Source organism: Thalassospira sp. GB04J01 (assembly GCF_000751115.1).
In the GTDB taxonomy this organism is placed as follows: Bacteria; Pseudomonadota; Alphaproteobacteria; order Rhodospirillales; family Thalassospiraceae; genus Thalassospira; species Thalassospira lucentensis.
In genome coordinates, this window is record NZ_CCDX020000024.1 from 1 (window position 1) to 16,683 (window position 16,683).

Genomic DNA, 16,683 nt, shown 5'->3' on the forward strand with positions numbered 1-16,683 from the left:
TGAGCCTGTGCTCATAACTTGAAGGCTGAAGCTGTGAAGAAATCGCTCCAGTGGAGCGATTTTAAGCTGAAGGTTGAGCACGACCGACAGGTCGCGCGCAGACTGCGGCGTCCCACATCCTCTAACCCATCCGTCATCCGACCGTGTGGTGTCTTACTATGTCGGGCATGGGTAAATAGTTTTACGTGACAACGCTAAACGACGTCCTCAAGCTCTTGGGGGAACCTATGAACGGTCTCGATCTCGATCCATTTGGTCTGCGACATGTTTCAGATAGTCCTCAATGGTTTTGCCTGTTTCCGGCTGGAAGGCTTCCCCAGTCGGTTCGCAGTGCTGCATCTGATCAATCCGAAAGGCCCGGAAGCTATTGCGGAGCTCGCACCAGGCAGAGCACGTCCAGACGCGACCCCAGAATTCGGTTTGCAGCGGACGGATCACGCGAATGGAACTCCGGTCATCCAGAGACCGGTAGTCGATCCGAAGCTTGAGCCCCTCGCGGATCGCGCGACGGATCAGTGGCATATGTCGGAACCCCTCCTGAGCCCGCTCGAAAGCGTAGACACCAAATCCCCAGGACTTGGGAGCCTGACGGCGGTTCGACGCATGCTCACCCACCTTGTTCATCACAGCCGCCGCGGCGGCTTGCAGCTCCTCGTCGGCGGCCTCTTGCACGATTGCCATCCCAAGACTGAGTGCTTCAAGCTCCGTAAATGACAGCGCCATGGGGGGAAGAAAGACCGGTTCGCGCAGCAGATAACCCACACCGCGCTCTCCATCTATCGGAACACCGGACGCCACAAGCGTGTCGATGTCCCGATAGACAGTACGAACGGAGACTTCGAGCGCATCTGCGATGTCGCGGGCAAGATGAAGCCGCCCGTCTCGGACGATCTCCACGATTTCCGCAAGTCGCTCGCTGCGCTGCATGAATGGGTCAGTCGATGACCACTTCCAGCTCGGAATGCGTGAGCTGGACAGTCGGTCCGTTGATGGCGAAGAGGAAGTCGGCGTTCCCAGGCTCTTTGCTGATCTCGGCCGCAGCGGCTCTTGCGGAGTCCATGTCTTTCCACTGGATATGCTCTATCCATGTCCCGTCTTCTGCCCATGAAAGACGACGGGACATAAAGCCGCGACGGGCCACGACCCAGGGGCTCATTCTTTTTGCGGCGGCAACAAAGTCTTCGCGGCTCACACCTTCGTTGAGCTTGAAGGTGACGGTTTCGATTACATTCTTTGACATTGGATACTCCTGTTTGTCTTATAAGCGATCCGCCACTACTACGCCACCTCAACTGACATATTATGTCAGTTGAGGTGGCGAAACTGGAAGTTGATACCTGAGAAAAGGACACTGGAACGCGGTTCTCGAACGGCAACAATGTCCGATTTGCTGTTATTTAAGCGCAATGAATAAAGCCCATTCCCTTGCTTGTCGCCCGTCCTACTGATCCCCAACAACCTCATCGACAACACCGGACCTCACCAAATCCTCCGTACTCGGAAACCAGATGCCCGACGAGGGGGCAAGGAAAACCTGCGCAAGAAAATCCTCTGATATGCCTTGTTGGCGATAGAATTTGATTTCTTTTTCCTGTTCGCCTTTGAGGTCGTACTGCGGAAACGGGGATTGGAGTTCAAGCTTGTACTGATGAAAGCCAAGCTGGGCGTTTGGGCCGAGGTGGCGTTTGGCACCGCCGATGAAGGCGGTTGTGCAGGCGGATTTGCAGGTGTCAAACACATAGGTGTCGAGCTTCCGATCCCGGATCAGATAGGCGACACCGCGCCCTTCATAGATATGCCCGCCTTCACTATGCAGCACGACCCCGGTGACGGTGGGGTTTTGATCGACAAGGGCGGTGAGTTTTTGCGTCATGCCAAGGGTAAATATCCCGGCAATATGAATGCGTTTGCCATCGTCACTGAGGCTTAGCGTATATTGACGTGCACGGGCATCTTCAAGGGCGGTTGGGCTTACGACGATAAACCGTTCTGGCGCCAAGGCCCGGAAAGATGTGGCAATGCTGAGTGCTGTGAAGGCCAGACAGAGTGCAATCGTGCCATAGGCAACGACTGTCCAGATGCCGGAAAGACTGCTGGTTTGCTGCCCGGTGGCGCGCAGCACGCCGGTCACCTGCCAGACAAAGACAACGCCATGCCCCAGAAGGATGAAGAGGATGGTTGCCATCAGGGCGTCGGTGCGGTCGGGGATAAAGGGCGGGAGGGTATATCGGTCGGCAAACAGGATGACAGCGCGCAGCCCGATCAGGTTGATCAATAGCGCATAGCCGAGCGGATGCTTCCCCTGCCAGTGATCCCGGATATAGGCCAACCGATCTTTCCCTTAAAAGTTCAGTTCCTTTTCTTACGATACGATTTTATCGTGGTCCCGAACAGCGCAATGCGGATTTGTGGGACGAACAACTTGCGTGAGCCGTTTAGGCCGCTGTTCAACGGCGTTGGGGCTAAAAAGGGAATTGTTCCCTTTTATTCTAGTTTTGAGATTGATCTGCGGGTTCTTCCGTCTGTTCGACCAATGTTATTCCCATCATCATCTCATAATGAGATAGATGATTGGTAACCTCAAAGATTCGTTGAAAAACATTTAACTGGCGTTCTACCGTTTCGATACTGGGAACTACTGTGTAGTCGTCATCTGTGAAATGAGAACCCTCATGAATCCAGGAAATTAATGATCTGCAAACATGTTTCTCTGACCCATCAAAGAAATCTGGTAGGTCATTTAGCTGTTGATTACCAATTGTCGTAAAGTAGTACTCAAGAATGCGACGAATGGTATTCCTAATTGTATGTTTGGAGTTGTTTGGTCTTTTAATTTCATCCCAAAGCATTTGATAAGCTGATTTTACCGGGCTTTCTGAGTGTCTCTCTATGGTAGACACCTCGTCGCGTTTCGTCACAAGCCAATAGCTTTCTGTTTTTGGCTTTTTACCTTTACGTGCGTGCGTGCTTGAAAACGCGACCTCTTTAAAGAAGTACATATTGTGAGTGAGGAGTATAACTTGTTTAATCGGCGAATATTCGTCGAAAATTGAAGAGATAATCCCTTTGATAAGAGTGCTGACGATAAACAGAACTTCACTGTCTAGGCTAGAAACAGGGTCGTCTATGACTGCAATTCTGTTAGAGGTTACGTTGTCTTGCGTGATACTTCCTCGGAGTAGATGAACAAAATAGAGGAAAGTGATGAAGGTTTTTTCACCCTCACTTAAGCTCGTTTTAGCATCACTCCCATTTGGTCGGACAATGCGATAGTAACCAGTGGATTCTGATACGGCTAATTTAAATCCCTTAAAACCAAAGTCATTCAATATTTGATTTATCGCCATGACCGAACCTTGAATTGAAGTTCCCTTTTTTTCCAAGTTGTTTAGGACGATATTTTTCTTGTCGAGTGTAGATCCTTTATTCTCTATTGATTTTTCGATGCTCTCAATTGCTTTCTCCACAGCAGTAATTTTTTGCTGAAATATGTTGATATGTTCCGCGGCATCTGTAGCGATATATGCCCAAATATCATCTTTAAGTTTTTCTTTTTCAGATGACTTGTTATCAACTAATTGGTTGTGCACTCTGATTCTATCGTTTGCAGTGAGAATTAAATCGAGAATCTCTTGAAGTAATGGGGACAGATCGTTGAGATTGCACTTATGGGTTGGTTCCTCAATCTTTCTGGAAATTGATTTCAAGTTCGCTTCATGTTTTTGTTGTAAAAGTTCGAACTGGTTGCTGAGTTTTTGTTGATCTACAAAATCGGTTTGAGTTTGCTCTATTTCTTGAACTGTATCTTTAATGCTTTCCCATTCTGTTTTGTATTTATCCAAAAGAATTCGAACGGCTTTGATGTCTGACGTATATGCTTCATCAAAATATGCATTAAGCTCATCGTTTAAGTTATGAGGCTGTTTCTGCTGACAAAACGGACATAAATCATTTGAGTGTTCTAGAAACTGCATACCTTCTCGTACCCAGTCTGAATTCGACAACCTTTTTATCAAGTCGGAAACGCTGACGTCTTCTTTCCCAACGATCACTTTTTGAAGTATTTCATTGTTGATTAGCTTCGTTATGTGATCGACAGAGAAGAAGGGAAGTAGGGGAGCTTTATCTAAATTTTTGTCGAATAGAGAAGTATAACGTTCTGCTAATTCAATGGTTGTTTCTTTCGTTGTGTGCTGAGAGGTATGAGCTTTCCGGATTCTGGCTGAAAAGTCAGGCTTTTTCCCCAAAGTTCCCTTTAGGGCCTCTTTAAAAGTGTCCTGATACTTTTTCTTGAAGGCCCACATGTCTTCGTCAAATTGTTTCTCGAGCTCAGATTTTTCTGTGCGTTTACCAAGTTGGTCGTCGTGGCCATCAAGTGTATTAGTTAGCTGATCTATATCTTTTCTAAGATTATCAACTTCTTTCTTTGCGTTCTCGATGTCTTCAACTAGCTGCTTTGACTCTTCTCCGAGCGTGAATATTCCCTTCAAATCTCCGGTTTGGTGAAAATTTTGCTCGATGAAGTCTTGATTGTAGGTGTTTAACTGCAACTTGCTGCCGGTCCAAAGCACTGAGCAGTTATCAAAAGAATCGGGGGAGTTCACTACTCGGGAAATGGTTGTCTTTCCCGAACCATTTGCGCCGTAAATGAAGTTGACTGGTGTCAGGTTTTCAAGCTTTTGGCCAACGGCATCGTAAGTGGCTACATCTCTCAGTTCAATTTCTTTAAGCATTCTGCTCTGCCTTCAAAATACATTCAACATATGTAATTTTAAGTGTATATGCATCTATCGTTACACTCAAAAATTAAATTAGAAAAAAAACATAGAGCGCAGATCAATGAGAAGAGAGGTGTCTTATTCATCTTGCTTATCAAAAAAAGAAAACACCCCCAGCCTCACAGCCGGGGGTGTTCCCATCTCAGAGCCCAAAAGCTCCAATCCAAATCATCTCAAAGGCACAAAGCCTCACGCCAGATCAAACCGATCCGCATTCATCACCTTGGTCCAAGCCGCCACGAAGTCCTTGACGAACTTCTCGTGGTTATCATCCTGGGCATAAACCTCGGCATAAGACCGCAGGATCGAGTTTGAGCCAAACACCAGATCAACGCGGGTGGCGGTGAACTTGGTGTCGCCGGACTTGCGATCAACGATATTATACAGGTTGTCGCCCACCGGTTTCCAGCTGTTGGCCATGTCGGTCAGATTGACAAAGAAGTCATTGGTCAATTTGCCCACCCGGTCGGTGAACACACCATGTTTGGTGCCACCATGGTTGGTGCCAAGCACACGCATGCCGCCAACAAGCACGGTCATTTCAGGGGCGGTAAGGCCCAGAAGCTGCGTGCGGTCGAGCATCATTTCTTCCGGGCTGACGACATAGTCTTCCTTGACCCAGTTGCGGAAACCATCGGCCAGTGGCTCCATCGCGTCAAAGCTGTCGGCATCGGTTTGATCGTCGGTGGCGTCCCCACGACCCGGTGCAAACGGGACCGAGATGCTAACACCGGCATCATGGGCGGCCTTTTCAACCGCCGCCGTGCCGCCAAGGACGATCAGATCGGCGATGCTGACTTTCTTGGCCAAACCAGACTGGATGCCTTCAAGGGTTTTAAGCACCTTGGCAAGGCGTGCAGGCTCATTGCCCGCCCAATCCTTTTGCGGGGCCAAGCGAATGCGTGCGCCATTGGCACCACCACGCATGTCCGACCCACGATAGGTGCGTGCGGAATCCCACGCGGTCGCAATCAGCTCGGCCGAGGTCAGACCCGATGCCAGAAGTTTGGCCTTAAGGTCGGCAATTTCGGCACCGCTAAGCGTGTAATCAACCGTCGGGATCGGGTCCTGCCAGATCAGGTCTTCTTTTGGCACGTCCGGGCCGAGGTAACGCGCCTTCGGGCCGAGGTCACGGTGGGTCAGTTTGAACCAGGCCCGGGCAAAGGTATCGGAGAAATATGCCGGGTCCTTGATGAACTTCTGGCAAATCGCGTTATAGGTCGGATCGACCTTCATCGCCATATCGGCATCGGTCATGATCGGCATGCATTTGATCGACGGGTCTTCGACATCGACCGGCATGTCTTCTTCTTTGATGTCGATGGGCATCCACTGCCATGCGCCGGCCGGGCTTTTTTTCAATTCCCATTCATAGCCGAACAGAAGATCAAACCAGCCCATATCCCACTCGGTCGGGTTTTTCGACCATGCGCCTTCGATGCCAGAAACAACGGTATCGCGGCCAATGCCACGGCCCTTGGTGTTCATCCAGCCCATGCCCTGTGCGGTGACATCGGCGGCTTCGGGCTCTTCGCTCAGGTTCGCAGCATCGCCGTTGCCATGGCATTTGCCAATGGTGTGGCCGCCGGCGGTCAGGGCGGCGGTTTCTTCGTCGTCCATCGCCATGCGGGCAAAGGTTTCGCGGACCTGCTCGGCGGTTTTGGCCGGGTCGGGCTGGCCGTTGACCCCTTCGGGGTTGACGTAAATCAGGCCCATCTGAACAGCAGCCAGCGGGTTGGCCATGGTCGATGGTTTGGACACATCGTCATAACGGCTTTCACTGGGTTGCAGCCATTCTTTTTCCGCCCCCCAGTAAATGTCCTTTTCCGGGTGCCAGATATCCTGGCGGCCAAAGGCAAAGCCAAAGGTTTTCAAACCGGCCACTTCATAGGCAATGGTGCCCGACAGGATGATCAGATCGGCCCAGGAAACTTTGTTGCCATATTTCTTTTTGATCGGCCACAAAAGGCGGCGGCCCTTATCGGTATTGACGTTATCGGGCCAGGAGTTAAGCGGGGCAAACCGCTGATTACCGGTACCACCACCGCCACGGCCATCGGCAAGGCGATAGGACCCGGCCGCATGCCATGCCACGCGGGCGAACATGCCGACATAGCTGCCCCAATCGGCTGGCCACCAGTCCTGACTGTCTTTCATCAGCGCACGCAGATCGTTCTTAAGCGCCTCGACGTCGAGCTTTTTGAGTTCTTCGGCGTAGTTGAAGTCCTTGCCCAGCGGATTGACCTTGGTGTCATGCTGATGAAGGATGTCAAAATTCAGCGCATTGGGCCACCAATCGGTAACCGTGGTGCCCAGCGCGGTTTGACCACCGTGCATTACCGGACATTTGCCTGCTGTGTGTTTTCCGTCCATTTCTCTCTCCCGTCGTGGCTTGAGATGTTTTAAACAGCCTCTTGACCCATATCGTGCAGCCGTAAAAGCGATGCGGATTACCCTACGGCACCTTGTGGGGTACCGTATTGTATCGCCTTCTGGTTGGTGTCTCCCGAGATGTTTATGTGACCAAAACCATTGTGAATGCAGTTGTATTTCTACGCTAGGATTTCATCTTCAAAGGTAATGATCAACTCAGAGAGTGCAACAAGACAAGGCCCTTAAATTACGTTCTGACCGGTTTTTCCCGTCAGAATGACAAAGGTACCGGTCGGGAGTGTATAGGTAAAATAGTTATTTTTGTTATTTTCGATAGTTTCAGTCGATGATTTGCATGGTGGTGTTTGGTGTTGCCTGAGCCTAGACTGCGGGTAACGCCTTTGCCCATCGGGCTTTTTTCATTTGGGCTTTTTTCATTTTCCATTGTGGCAGGTCGCCGGTTTTCGGCGTTACGCCACACAGAACGGATCGCGTATCAAGCATGTCTCATTCTTCCAAGGGTGCCATCTATATGGCAGCAGCGGCCAATTTCCTGATTGCTGTGGCCAAGTTTGGCGGGGCGGCGATTACCGGCTCGGCCGCGATGATGTCTGAAGGCATTCATTCGCTGGTCGATACCGGCAATCAGGGGCTTTTGCTTCTGGGGCTGAAGCTGTCGGCCAAGGAGGCGGATGAAAAACACCCGTTTGGCTATGGCAAGGAAACCTATTTCTGGTCGTTCCTTGTGGCGGTGATGATTTTCGGGCTGGGGGCCGGTGTGTCGATCTGGGAAGGGGTGGATAAGGTGATCCATCCTCATGCGCTTGATGTGCATGTGGTCGCGAGCGTTTTCGGGATTGATATCCGCACCTATCACGTGGTGTTTTCGATCCTTGTGATTGCCATGCTGCTTGAAGGCGCGGCATTCCGCACCGCCTATCGGACCTTCCGCGCACAGCACCCGGATATACCGATCCTAAAGGCGGTCCACAGCAGCAAGGACCCGACCGTATTTGTCATACTATTTGAAGATTCCGCCGCCTTGCTGGGGCTGATGGTGGCGTGCGTTGGCATTGCGGCGGCCTATGGTTTTGATATGCCCGTACTTGATGGGCTGGCGTCTGTTGTGATCGGCATTATTTTGGCCGTCACCGCGTTCTTTTTGGCGGTTGAATGCAAGGGGCTTTTGATCGGCGAAAGTGCCAATGTGCCGAGCCGTAAAAAGATCGACAATATTGTCTCGGCCATTCCCGGTATTTTGCAGGTCAATGAGATCATCACGCTGCATCTTGGGCCGCAAAGCCTGATTGTCTGTATCAGTGTTGATTTTCGCGACAGGCTGACCTCGCCAGAGGTTGAAGCCGCCGTGTCGCGGCTTGAAATCGATATTCGCCATGCGGTTCCCGAAGTTTCCAAGGTGTTTATCGAGGCGCAAAACTGGCTGTCGCATCAGGACCTGCTTGATCAGGTGCGTGCGGCCAAGGAAACCCAAAATACGGGCCACCCGGCATAAAGCCGCCGGGGCGGATTGACCAAAGGTCTGGCAAATTGTATGAGGAATAAAATCAAGCAACGATATCACCGGGACTGAACAGGTAGGGAGCCGCGTCACCAATGGAACAAAAGACCTTGCCAAGCTGGATCGCGGTTGACTGGGGCACGTCCAACCTGCGGGTCTGGGCGATGGATGATAGCGCTAACATCCTTGCCACCCAAAGCAGCCCGCTTGGCATGAATGCGATTGCCGGTGACGAAAAACTGTCGTTCGAAGGGGTTTTGATCGACCTGATTGACGGTTGGTTGCCCGCAGATGTGCCCGATGGTCAGGCGATCCCGGTGGTGATTTGCGGCATGGCCGGGGCCAAGCAGGGCTGGCGCGAAGCGCCGTACTGCGAAGTGCCAACGGCACCGGCTGATCTGGCCATGGGGGCTGTTCGCCCGGACGTTACCGATCCGCGCATTTCGGTGTCCATTCTGCCCGGCCTGTGTCAGCGCGGCGATGCTGATGTGATGCGCGGCGAGGAAACCCAGCTTGTCGGCTTTATGGCGCTGCATCCCGATTTTTCCGGCTGGGTCTGTTTGCCCGGAACCCATTCAAAATGGGCGCGGTTGTCGGATGGTCAGATTACCGCGTTTCGCACCTATATGAGTGGCGAGGTCTTTGCCCTGTTGTCGCAAAATTCGATCCTGCGCCATTCAGTCGATGAGACGTGGGATGATGGGGCCTTTGCCGATGCGGTGCTGGCCGCCAAGGCGCAACCCAGCGGGTTTCTCCATAGCCTGTTTACGGTGCGCGCCGGTGCCCTTGTTGCCAAGGACGGTGCGGTCGTGCCACCGGGGGCGTCGGTTCTGTCCGGGGCGGTGATCGGGGCGGAAATTGCCGATGTGCTCGGCCTGCTCAAGGCGGGTGACGAAATCGCGCTGATCGGGGCGGGGAAGCTGGCATCGCTGTATCAGGCGGCCTTGCTGGTTCATCATCATAAGGCCATCCCGATGGATGGGGCGGCGATTACGCTGGCCGGGTTGACCCGTGCGCACCGCGTTGTCGTCGGATAAGCCGTTATTACCAGATCGCGATGACCAGATACGGGCTCAAAAGAGCCTGAAACAGAATTACAGCCCGGTTGACGGGCGTTACATACAGGATGACAGACATGGCATATCCGACATCGGTCAATGATCAGATCACCGACGCAGCAACGCCAAACGGCCATCGCAAACTGATTGCGATCCTGCGCGGCGTGACACCAGACGAGGCGGCAGATATGGCGCGCGCACTGGTCGCCGCCGGGATCACCATGATCGAGGTGCCGCTGAATTCACCAGAACCACTTAAAAGCATTGCCCTGATGAAACAGGCGGTTGGTGATGCTGCCCTGATCGGGGCCGGGACGGTTTTGACCGCCGAAGATGTGGCCGCTGTGAAGGCCGCCACGGGGGAGTTCATTGTCTCGCCCAATTGCGATACCGACGTGATCAAAAAGACCAAGGAACTCGGCATGGGATCATGGCCGGGCGTTTTGACCCCGACCGAATGCTTTGCCGCGATCAAGGCCGGGGCCGATGGGCTTAAGATTTTCCCCGCCAGCATCATTGGCGCGGATGGCATCAAGGCAATGCGCGCGGTTTTGCCCGCAACCATGCCGGTCTATGCGGTTGGCGGTGTTGGCACAGATGATTTTGGTACCTATGCCAAGGCGGGCTGTGACGGATTTGGCCTTGGATCAGGCATCTTTAAGCCCGGCATGACGGTTGATGATGTTTCCAAGGCGGCTGTTGCCTATGTTCGTGCACATGACGCCGTGTTTGGCGCCTGAGGACCAATGCGTTTATCTCTGGATTTAAATGAGGGGCGTTTCGGTCAATCACTGACTGCATTTAATTGCTTGTAACTGTGGTTGGGATGTAGGAAATTAGCAGCGTTCCTGTTGACGGAAAAATTCCAGCATGTGACATCAAATGCATCAACCGGATCCACTCTTTGGGGGAGGAGTGTCTTTTCCGGGGAAACAACAGTGAGCTATCTTCTCAATCATCAGGTGTTTGCATCACAAGACCTGCATCAAGCCCGTGATGTTTTGTCCCATCTGAACAGTATTGACGCCCTTGATGTGATCGGTACGAACCGTGACGTGGATGTTGCGATCCATTTTGCCGAGCTTGCAGATATTGGGCTGATATATGCGTCATTTGGCACCGGGCGCATTCATATCAAAACACCTTCTATTGACGAAGAAGACCTGTTTTTCATGTTTGTGACTGGCGGTTCTGCACAGGTACGCCATGGGGAGCATGAATGCAATATTTCGCCTGACCTTGGGCTGATCCGCAATATGCGTGTGCCGTTGTCCGCGACTGAGGACAACTTTTCAACACTTGGGACGCAATTGTCGCTTTCTGTGCTGCGGGCACATGCGCAAGCCTTGACGGGACAAGACATCATCCACAATGATTTGGTTTTTGGTCCAGAACTTGACCTGAAACGACCCGAAACGCAGCACGTCCGCAATACGCTGCAATATGTGGCAAATGCACTTGATGGGCCGCTCACACAGTTTGATAACCCCCAGATCCGCTCTGAATTGCGTGATATGCTTTTGACAAACATCTTGATGTTGCTGCCAAATTCATATTCAGACGTGCTCAATGGCAAGCCCGCAGGAGTGGCAATGCCCCATTACGTCAAACGCGCGCGTGACTATATTCACGCCCATGCGGCGCAATCTATTGGTCTGCAAGAACTTGTGACATATTCGGGTTGCAGTTATCGCACCTTGCAATCTGCATTCGGAGAGGCATTCGGTATGGCCCCGATGGCCTATGCAAGAATAGTGCGCTTGACCGGGGCGCATAATGACCTTCTGACTGCCCAACAAGGCGATACTGTTGCAACCATCGCCCGCAAATGGGGGTTCGGGCATGTTGGCCGGTTTTCCGGGATGTATGCGCGCCAATTCGGTGTTGTTCCATCCGAAACCCTGCGCCGACGTTTGTGAAGTATCGGCTGTCTGGTTCCGCGGCCATTTCGATCTTGCTGTACCGTGTTTTCGGGGATAAACGCACTTTGTCATGAACGGCGTTTGACCCGGCGATCAAGTGCGGGCTAAATTCCTGCCATTGTAAGAATTCCAAAAATGGGAGGATCCATTGGATCTGGGAATTAAGGGCCGTAAGGCGATTGTCTGTGCATCATCCAAGGGGCTTGGCCGTGGTTGTGCGATCAAGCTGGCAGAGGCCGGTGTTGACCTTGTGCTTAATGCGCGTTCCGAAGGGCCGCTGAATGAAACGGCGGAATATATCCGTGACACCTATGGCGTAAACGTCACGACGGTTGCCTGCGACATCACCACCGAAGAAGGCCGCAACAAGGTTCTGGCCGCCGTTGATGCGCCCGATATTCTGGTCAATAATGCCGGTGGTCCGCCCCCCGGTATCTGGTCCGATTGGGGACAGGCCGAGTGGGAAGCTGCGGTTCAGTCAAACATGCTGACCCCGATCTTGCTGGCCACAGCAGTCCTTCCGGGCATGATTTCGCGCCAGTGGGGCCGGATTGTCAACATCACGTCGGGGTCGGTTAAATCGCCAATTCCGCATCTTGGTTTGTCGAACGGTGCACGTGCCGGGTTAACCGGTTTTGTCGCCGGGACGTCGCGTCAGGTCGCCAAGGATGGGGTGATCATGAACAACCTTTTGCCCGGTCAGCATGATACCGATCGCATCAATGCCCTGATGACCAACAAATCGAAAAATGAAGGCATCAGCCTTGAAGACGCACGAACCAAAACGCAGGCCGGTCTTCCGACCGGGCGTTTTGGGGATCCGCTTGATTTCGGGGCGACCTGTGCCTTTATGTGCAGCGAACACGCGAAATTCATGGTCGGGCAGAATGTGTTGCTCGATGGCGGGGCCTTCAACTCCACCCTTTAATTCGTCCCATACTGGTCTGCAAACGGCTGGCTTCTGCGCTTCCGATGCTCACGTACCAACGTTGCGCTCGCGCGTCGGTTCTCGAAGTCAGTCGTTTTCGCCACAGCATGAAACGAATTCCAACATATCACGGAGCGGACGACAAAGGATGGCAGGGTAGAAAATGGCATCTTTTACCTTTGTCTATGTGCTGCGCGAGGTGGGGTTTGATCCGGCATCAAGCCGCAGTAAACTGCCGCGCACCTATGTCGGGTGGTCCACCGATGTTGCGGCCCGCCTTGCGACGCATAACAGCGGCAAGGGGGCGAAAACCACGCGGGGCCGACAGTGGGACCTTGTCTATGTTGAACGCTTCAGGACCTTTGGTCAGGCGATGAGTCGTGAGTGGCATCTCAAGCGCGATCGCAAGCTGCGCAAGATGTTGGCGGGTGGATAAAGTCACTGGCTTTATCACTGCATTTTGACAGGAACTTTGACAGGACAGTTGTTGAAAACAGGGCTTGCATCATCGCGCCAAGTAACAGATATCTGCTTGCAAATATGTTTTAAAACCGGGGTGACACCAGATCATGGCAATCGTTCGCAAAAATCCACTGAAACTCAATAAACTGCAGCTCCGCACGCTTGTGCTGGCACAGATCGTCGCACGCGATGAAAATTCCGGTCAGATCGACGCGGCAACTGGCGAAGGCACGCTGTTGCGTGTGCCCCATGCCCATGGCGATCATGTCCATGTCGGGCAGTTCACCGTTGCCGCACGCGATGCCAGTGGCTTTGATAACCCCGCCGTCTGGGTTGTGTTGACCCGTAAAGGTCTGGTCAAGGAAGGCTATCCGGGCAGCATCGTTCTGACCAAGGACGGCATGGAATATGATACCGGCCTTGGCGATCATTTCCTTGAAGAAAGCGATCACTAAAACAACACACGTTTTCGCCTGAAACAAAAAGCCCCGCATGTGCGGGGCTTTTTGTTGGGCTTTGATGGAAAAGTTACTTTTGGTGAATGAACTTTCCATCGCGAATGGTCACGAAATAAATACCCCGGTTGCCATCGCCGAACTGGTCAAACATCAGTTCCTGATTAAGGCCAGGGTGCGGTGGCATGGTCACCAACGCATCAGAAAGGCGTTGATCGGGATGTTTGGTTTTGAGCGCCGCAAACAGCACGGTCGCCGCATCATACGTTAAAACCGCAGTATATCCGGGGTGCTCATCAAACATTGCGGTATAATCCGCAACGAATTTCTGAAAACGCGGATTTGGGTCATAGCGATCATAGGCCTGAACAAGTTCCATGCCCTCGACCGCATCCCTCCCCATATCAATCAGTGTTTCCGATCCGGCCCATTCGGCCGCAGACAGCGCAATATCATCGGAAATCTTACGGATTTCCTTGGATAAACGCGCACTGTCTGCACCATTGGTAATCAAAATGATCCCATCGGGGTTCTCGGCCAGAAGCTTTTGGGCAATGTTGGAAAGCGGTGTGTCATCAACATTGATCCAGACCTTGGAAACAACCCGGCCATTGAGTGCGTCAAATTCCAGCAGAAATTCGTGATACCAGCTTTCGGTGAAGGCTTCGTTCTCACCGTCAAGGGCGATGGAAATGCGTTTGCGATCAAGATCAATATTGTGACGCGCATAGGCACGCGCATTCTGAGTGGTGGTCGAATTCATGCGAAACATGTTGTCACGAAAACCGGCGAATTCAGCCGCCGATACAGTCGGCGAGATCGTGACGATATCAAGCTCATTAATCACCGGCAGCATGGCCATCCCGATGGAACTTATGATCGGGCCGACAATGGCATCAACACCAAGTTCCTTGAATTCCCGGACATGTTGTTGGGCGACATCCGGGCTTTTTTTATCGTCGCGCGGGATGATTTCGATCATCCGGTCGTTGATGCCCCCCGCGGTGTTGATTTGTTGAGCGGCAAGTTTCAACGCATTAAGCGATGCGGTCCCGGTGTCTTCTCCTGCACCGGATAATTCGGCAATAAACCCGATTTTAACTGGCCCGGATTGATCGCAGGACGCCACGAAAAAACACCCGATAAACACAGTAAACAGGCTTCTGATAAACGTCATTCGGCGCCTTGCCTTGTTGATTGATTGTTGCTTTTGTCATCATCAGGAAACGGGTTTTGTCAGGCGTATTAAGTATGAGGGGGCAGGCAGATATCTTTGGATATGGCGTTGCGACGGCTGTGCTTCAACGGGGATGTGATGTGAAATTAATAGGTCTGACCCTAGCCAAAGTCGCGCCGGGCTTGGAGAACCCGGCCAAAGGTCGTCATCAGGCAAAGTGCGCCAAAGATTACCGCGATCTGGGGAAACCATTTCGGAAAAGCACACATCAGACACAAAACAAAAATGGTTTCACTGCCTTCGGTGATGCCGGTCAGGTAATAGAAACTTTTCTTGCCCTGTTTGTCGTGATTGCGATCCTGTTTGGCGGCAACAATGGCATAGGCCAGAAAACTTGATCCGGTGCCAACGAAGCAGAAAATCAGGAAGGCCGCCATCAATGCATGCTCAGGCCGCCCGATGGCAAAGGCCAAAACGATCCCGGAATAAAACAGAAAATCGGCAACGATATCGTAATAGCCGCCAAGATCACTTTCCTGACTTTTGGCCCCCGGATGGCGCGACCGGGGCGCTGCATTGCGGGCAACCGCCCCATCCAGACCATCCATGATCCGGCTGGCAAGGATCAGGCCAAGGGCGACGTAGTCAAGCTGAAGGACAAGTGCACCGGCAGCAAGCAGGCCGAGGAAAAAGCCAAACCCGGTGATGACGTTTGGCGTAATACCAGTCCCCGAAAGGGTTCTGGCAACCGCATTGAGCGGCCTATCAATCAGCGGGCGCAGGCGGGCATCAAACATAAGCAGATCATCCGGTTAAACCATTGCGGCGGCAACTATATGCCGAACGTCCGATAAATGAAAATCACCAGATTACAAATCCATCAATAGACATGCGGGCGTCCCGGTTTACTGGCCCGCCGGGATCAGATTGTAATAGGGGCTATCTTCCAAAACAGCTTCATCAACTTGAATGAGCTTATTTTGGCGAATGACGGCCTGGACTTCCTTGACATACACCTCGCCGCGCTCGGAATAGCGGGTCAGGGTTTCGGCCAGTGCCATGCCCGACAGCGGCTTGCTTTCCGCGATCATCTTGGCACGCAATGTGCGGAACTCTTTATAAGCCGATCCGGTGTTGAGGTTCATCATATAGGCGCGCACTGACCCGAACGGCGTTTTGAACGCGGCGATTTTATAATCGCCCAGATGGCTGCGTTGTTCTTCGGGCGTGATGCCTTCCCCGTCATAGGTCCACTGCCCGAACAGCGCATTGCCATGGGCAGCAAATCGCGATGTGCCCCAGCCGCTTTCAATCGCCATCTGCGCCATGGCAAGCGATGCCGGAACGGGGCCGATACGGTTTTCAAGTTCGGCTATGGTCGCCGGATCGTCCGGGGCGGACGTAATGCGATACTGACTGGCGAGCTCGCCAATGACAGCGCTGTCATTGTTGGCAATGGCGTCTTTCAGGACTTCTTGCTGAAAGGCGATTTCTTCATTTGCCAGCAATGTCAAAGGTCCAAGCGTGCGGAAGAAAACGCGCTTTTTGGCCGCGACTGTCAGTTGATCGGCAATGTCATCGCGCCATGCCTCTGGGATGGTTTGCAAAAACAGGCGCGGAATGGTGCGCTCCCCGGCGTCCCAGCTTTCCGGCGTGTATCCAAGATCGTTATAAAAACTGTCAAGCTGTTCATAGCCGTGGAGTTCCACACGGATGACATCCGTTGGCGCAGGAACGGGCAGGGTAATATCGGCGTGGGCAAGCTTTGCACCGCCGGCTGCGATACAGGTCGCAAGGATGGCAGCACTTCCACATTTACGCATGACGGTGTGATACTTCAACATGCCACGTCTCCTGCTTTCGATGTGTCGTCCAAAGGTGTTTGAAACAAACATACCACTTGGCCACCGGTCGGGTCGATTAATTCCCAAGGGTGGCGGGTATTTGTCATATTCGGCGTAGGAGAGGGGCCTCGCAAATAGCAGGAGCGTCACCCACATCAGGTTGCAGA

General features: G+C 52.6%; 15 protein-coding genes. 7 read left to right on the forward strand and 8 right to left on the reverse strand.

The window, feature by feature from the left end; translation table 11 throughout:
* Positions 1-225: 225 nt before the first annotated feature.
* The 5 genes from AMM48_RS21735 to katG form a co-directional block, all read right to left on the reverse strand.
* Positions 226-927 (reverse strand): YafY family protein, encoded by a 702-nt coding sequence (locus tag AMM48_RS21735; protein ID WP_102785783.1) that lies wholly within the window; start codon positions 925-927, stop codon positions 226-228.
* 7 nt (positions 928-934) lie between these two features.
* Positions 935-1,240, reverse strand: a complete 306-nt coding sequence (locus AMM48_RS21740) for a hypothetical protein (protein ID WP_102785784.1) — start codon at positions 1,238-1,240, stop codon at positions 935-937.
* A 201-nt stretch (positions 1,241-1,441) separates the two neighbouring features.
* Positions 1,442-2,329: a hypothetical protein gene (locus AMM48_RS21745; RefSeq protein ID WP_102785785.1), complete on the reverse strand. Its 888-nt coding sequence runs from the start codon at positions 2,327-2,329 to the stop codon at positions 1,442-1,444.
* Positions 2,330-2,489: 160 nt separating this feature from the next.
* Positions 2,490-4,733 (reverse strand): AAA family ATPase, encoded by a 2,244-nt coding sequence (locus AMM48_RS21750; protein WP_102785786.1) that lies wholly within the window; start codon positions 4,731-4,733, stop codon positions 2,490-2,492.
* A 234-nt stretch (positions 4,734-4,967) separates the two neighbouring features.
* Positions 4,968-7,151, reverse strand: coding sequence for a catalase/peroxidase HPI (gene katG / locus AMM48_RS21755; RefSeq protein WP_102785787.1), 2,184 nt, complete (start codon positions 7,149-7,151; stop codon positions 4,968-4,970).
* Positions 7,152-7,653: 502 nt separating this feature from the next.
* Here katG and AMM48_RS21760 point away from each other — a divergent pair.
* The 7 genes from AMM48_RS21760 (at position 7,654) to AMM48_RS21790 (ending at position 13,495) form a co-directional block, all read left to right on the forward strand.
* Positions 7,654-8,664, forward strand: coding sequence for a cation diffusion facilitator family transporter (locus tag AMM48_RS21760; protein ID WP_102785788.1), 1,011 nt, complete (start codon positions 7,654-7,656; stop codon positions 8,662-8,664).
* Between the two features lie 101 nt (positions 8,665-8,765).
* A complete protein-coding gene (locus AMM48_RS21765) occupies positions 8,766-9,707 on the forward strand; it encodes a 2-dehydro-3-deoxygalactonokinase (protein WP_102785789.1) in 942 nt (313 codons plus the stop codon).
* 98 nt (positions 9,708-9,805) lie between these two features.
* Positions 9,806-10,468, forward strand: a complete 663-nt coding sequence (locus AMM48_RS21770) for a 2-dehydro-3-deoxy-6-phosphogalactonate aldolase (RefSeq protein ID WP_102785790.1) — start codon at positions 9,806-9,808, stop codon at positions 10,466-10,468.
* 198 nt (positions 10,469-10,666) lie between these two features.
* Positions 10,667-11,647, forward strand: coding sequence for an AraC family transcriptional regulator (locus AMM48_RS21775; RefSeq protein ID WP_146030440.1), 981 nt, complete (start codon positions 10,667-10,669; stop codon positions 11,645-11,647).
* 151 nt (positions 11,648-11,798) lie between these two features.
* Positions 11,799-12,578, forward strand: a complete 780-nt coding sequence (locus AMM48_RS21780) for an SDR family oxidoreductase (RefSeq protein WP_102785792.1) — start codon at positions 11,799-11,801, stop codon at positions 12,576-12,578.
* 163 nt (positions 12,579-12,741) lie between these two features.
* Positions 12,742-13,014 (forward strand): GIY-YIG nuclease family protein, encoded by a 273-nt coding sequence (locus AMM48_RS21785; RefSeq protein WP_101304382.1) that lies wholly within the window; start codon positions 12,742-12,744, stop codon positions 13,012-13,014.
* A 133-nt stretch (positions 13,015-13,147) separates the two neighbouring features.
* Positions 13,148-13,495, forward strand: coding sequence for a hypothetical protein (locus AMM48_RS21790; protein ID WP_022730163.1), 348 nt, complete (start codon positions 13,148-13,150; stop codon positions 13,493-13,495).
* Positions 13,496-13,568: 73 nt separating this feature from the next.
* Here the strand turns inward: AMM48_RS21790 and AMM48_RS21795 are convergent, their stop codons facing one another.
* From AMM48_RS21795 to AMM48_RS21805, 3 genes are all read right to left on the reverse strand, one after another.
* On the reverse strand, positions 13,569-14,672 hold the full coding sequence (locus AMM48_RS21795; RefSeq protein WP_102785793.1) for an ABC transporter substrate-binding protein: 1,104 nt from the start codon (positions 14,670-14,672) through the stop codon (positions 13,569-13,571).
* Positions 14,673-14,833: 161 nt separating this feature from the next.
* On the reverse strand, positions 14,834-15,469 hold the full coding sequence (locus AMM48_RS21800) for a CDP-alcohol phosphatidyltransferase family protein (protein WP_102785794.1): 636 nt from the start codon (positions 15,467-15,469) through the stop codon (positions 14,834-14,836).
* A 108-nt stretch (positions 15,470-15,577) separates the two neighbouring features.
* On the reverse strand, positions 15,578-16,516 hold the full coding sequence (locus AMM48_RS21805; protein ID WP_158246508.1) for a glucosaminidase domain-containing protein: 939 nt from the start codon (positions 16,514-16,516) through the stop codon (positions 15,578-15,580).
* Between the last annotated feature and the right edge of the window lie 167 nt (positions 16,517-16,683).

Excerpts from the sequence above, each read along its gene's own strand:
- AMM48_RS21750 (WP_102785786.1), bottom strand. The coding sequence starts at position 4,733 with ATGCTTAAAGAAATTGAACTGAGAGATGTAGCCACTTACGATGCCGTT.
- AMM48_RS21805 (WP_158246508.1), bottom strand. The coding sequence starts at position 16,516 with ATGTTGAAGTATCACACCGTCATGCGTAAATGTGGAAGTGCTGCCATC.
- AMM48_RS21735 (WP_102785783.1), bottom strand. The coding sequence starts at position 927 with ATGCAGCGCAGCGAGCGACTTGCGGAAATCGTGGAGATCGTCCGAGAC.
- katG (WP_102785787.1), bottom strand. The coding sequence starts at position 7,151 with ATGGACGGAAAACACACAGCAGGCAAATGTCCGGTAATGCACGGTGGT.
- AMM48_RS21760 (WP_102785788.1), top strand. The coding sequence starts at position 7,654 with ATGTCTCATTCTTCCAAGGGTGCCATCTATATGGCAGCAGCGGCCAAT.
- AMM48_RS21800 (WP_102785794.1), bottom strand. The coding sequence starts at position 15,469 with ATGTTTGATGCCCGCCTGCGCCCGCTGATTGATAGGCCGCTCAATGCG.
- AMM48_RS21765 (WP_102785789.1), top strand. The coding sequence starts at position 8,766 with ATGGAACAAAAGACCTTGCCAAGCTGGATCGCGGTTGACTGGGGCACG.
- AMM48_RS21785 (WP_101304382.1), top strand. The coding sequence starts at position 12,742 with ATGGCATCTTTTACCTTTGTCTATGTGCTGCGCGAGGTGGGGTTTGAT.
- AMM48_RS21740 (WP_102785784.1), bottom strand. The coding sequence starts at position 1,240 with ATGTCAAAGAATGTAATCGAAACCGTCACCTTCAAGCTCAACGAAGGT.
- AMM48_RS21795 (WP_102785793.1), bottom strand. The coding sequence starts at position 14,672 with ATGACGTTTATCAGAAGCCTGTTTACTGTGTTTATCGGGTGTTTTTTC.
- AMM48_RS21770 (WP_102785790.1), top strand. The coding sequence starts at position 9,806 with ATGGCATATCCGACATCGGTCAATGATCAGATCACCGACGCAGCAACG.
- AMM48_RS21790 (WP_022730163.1), top strand. The coding sequence starts at position 13,148 with ATGGCAATCGTTCGCAAAAATCCACTGAAACTCAATAAACTGCAGCTC.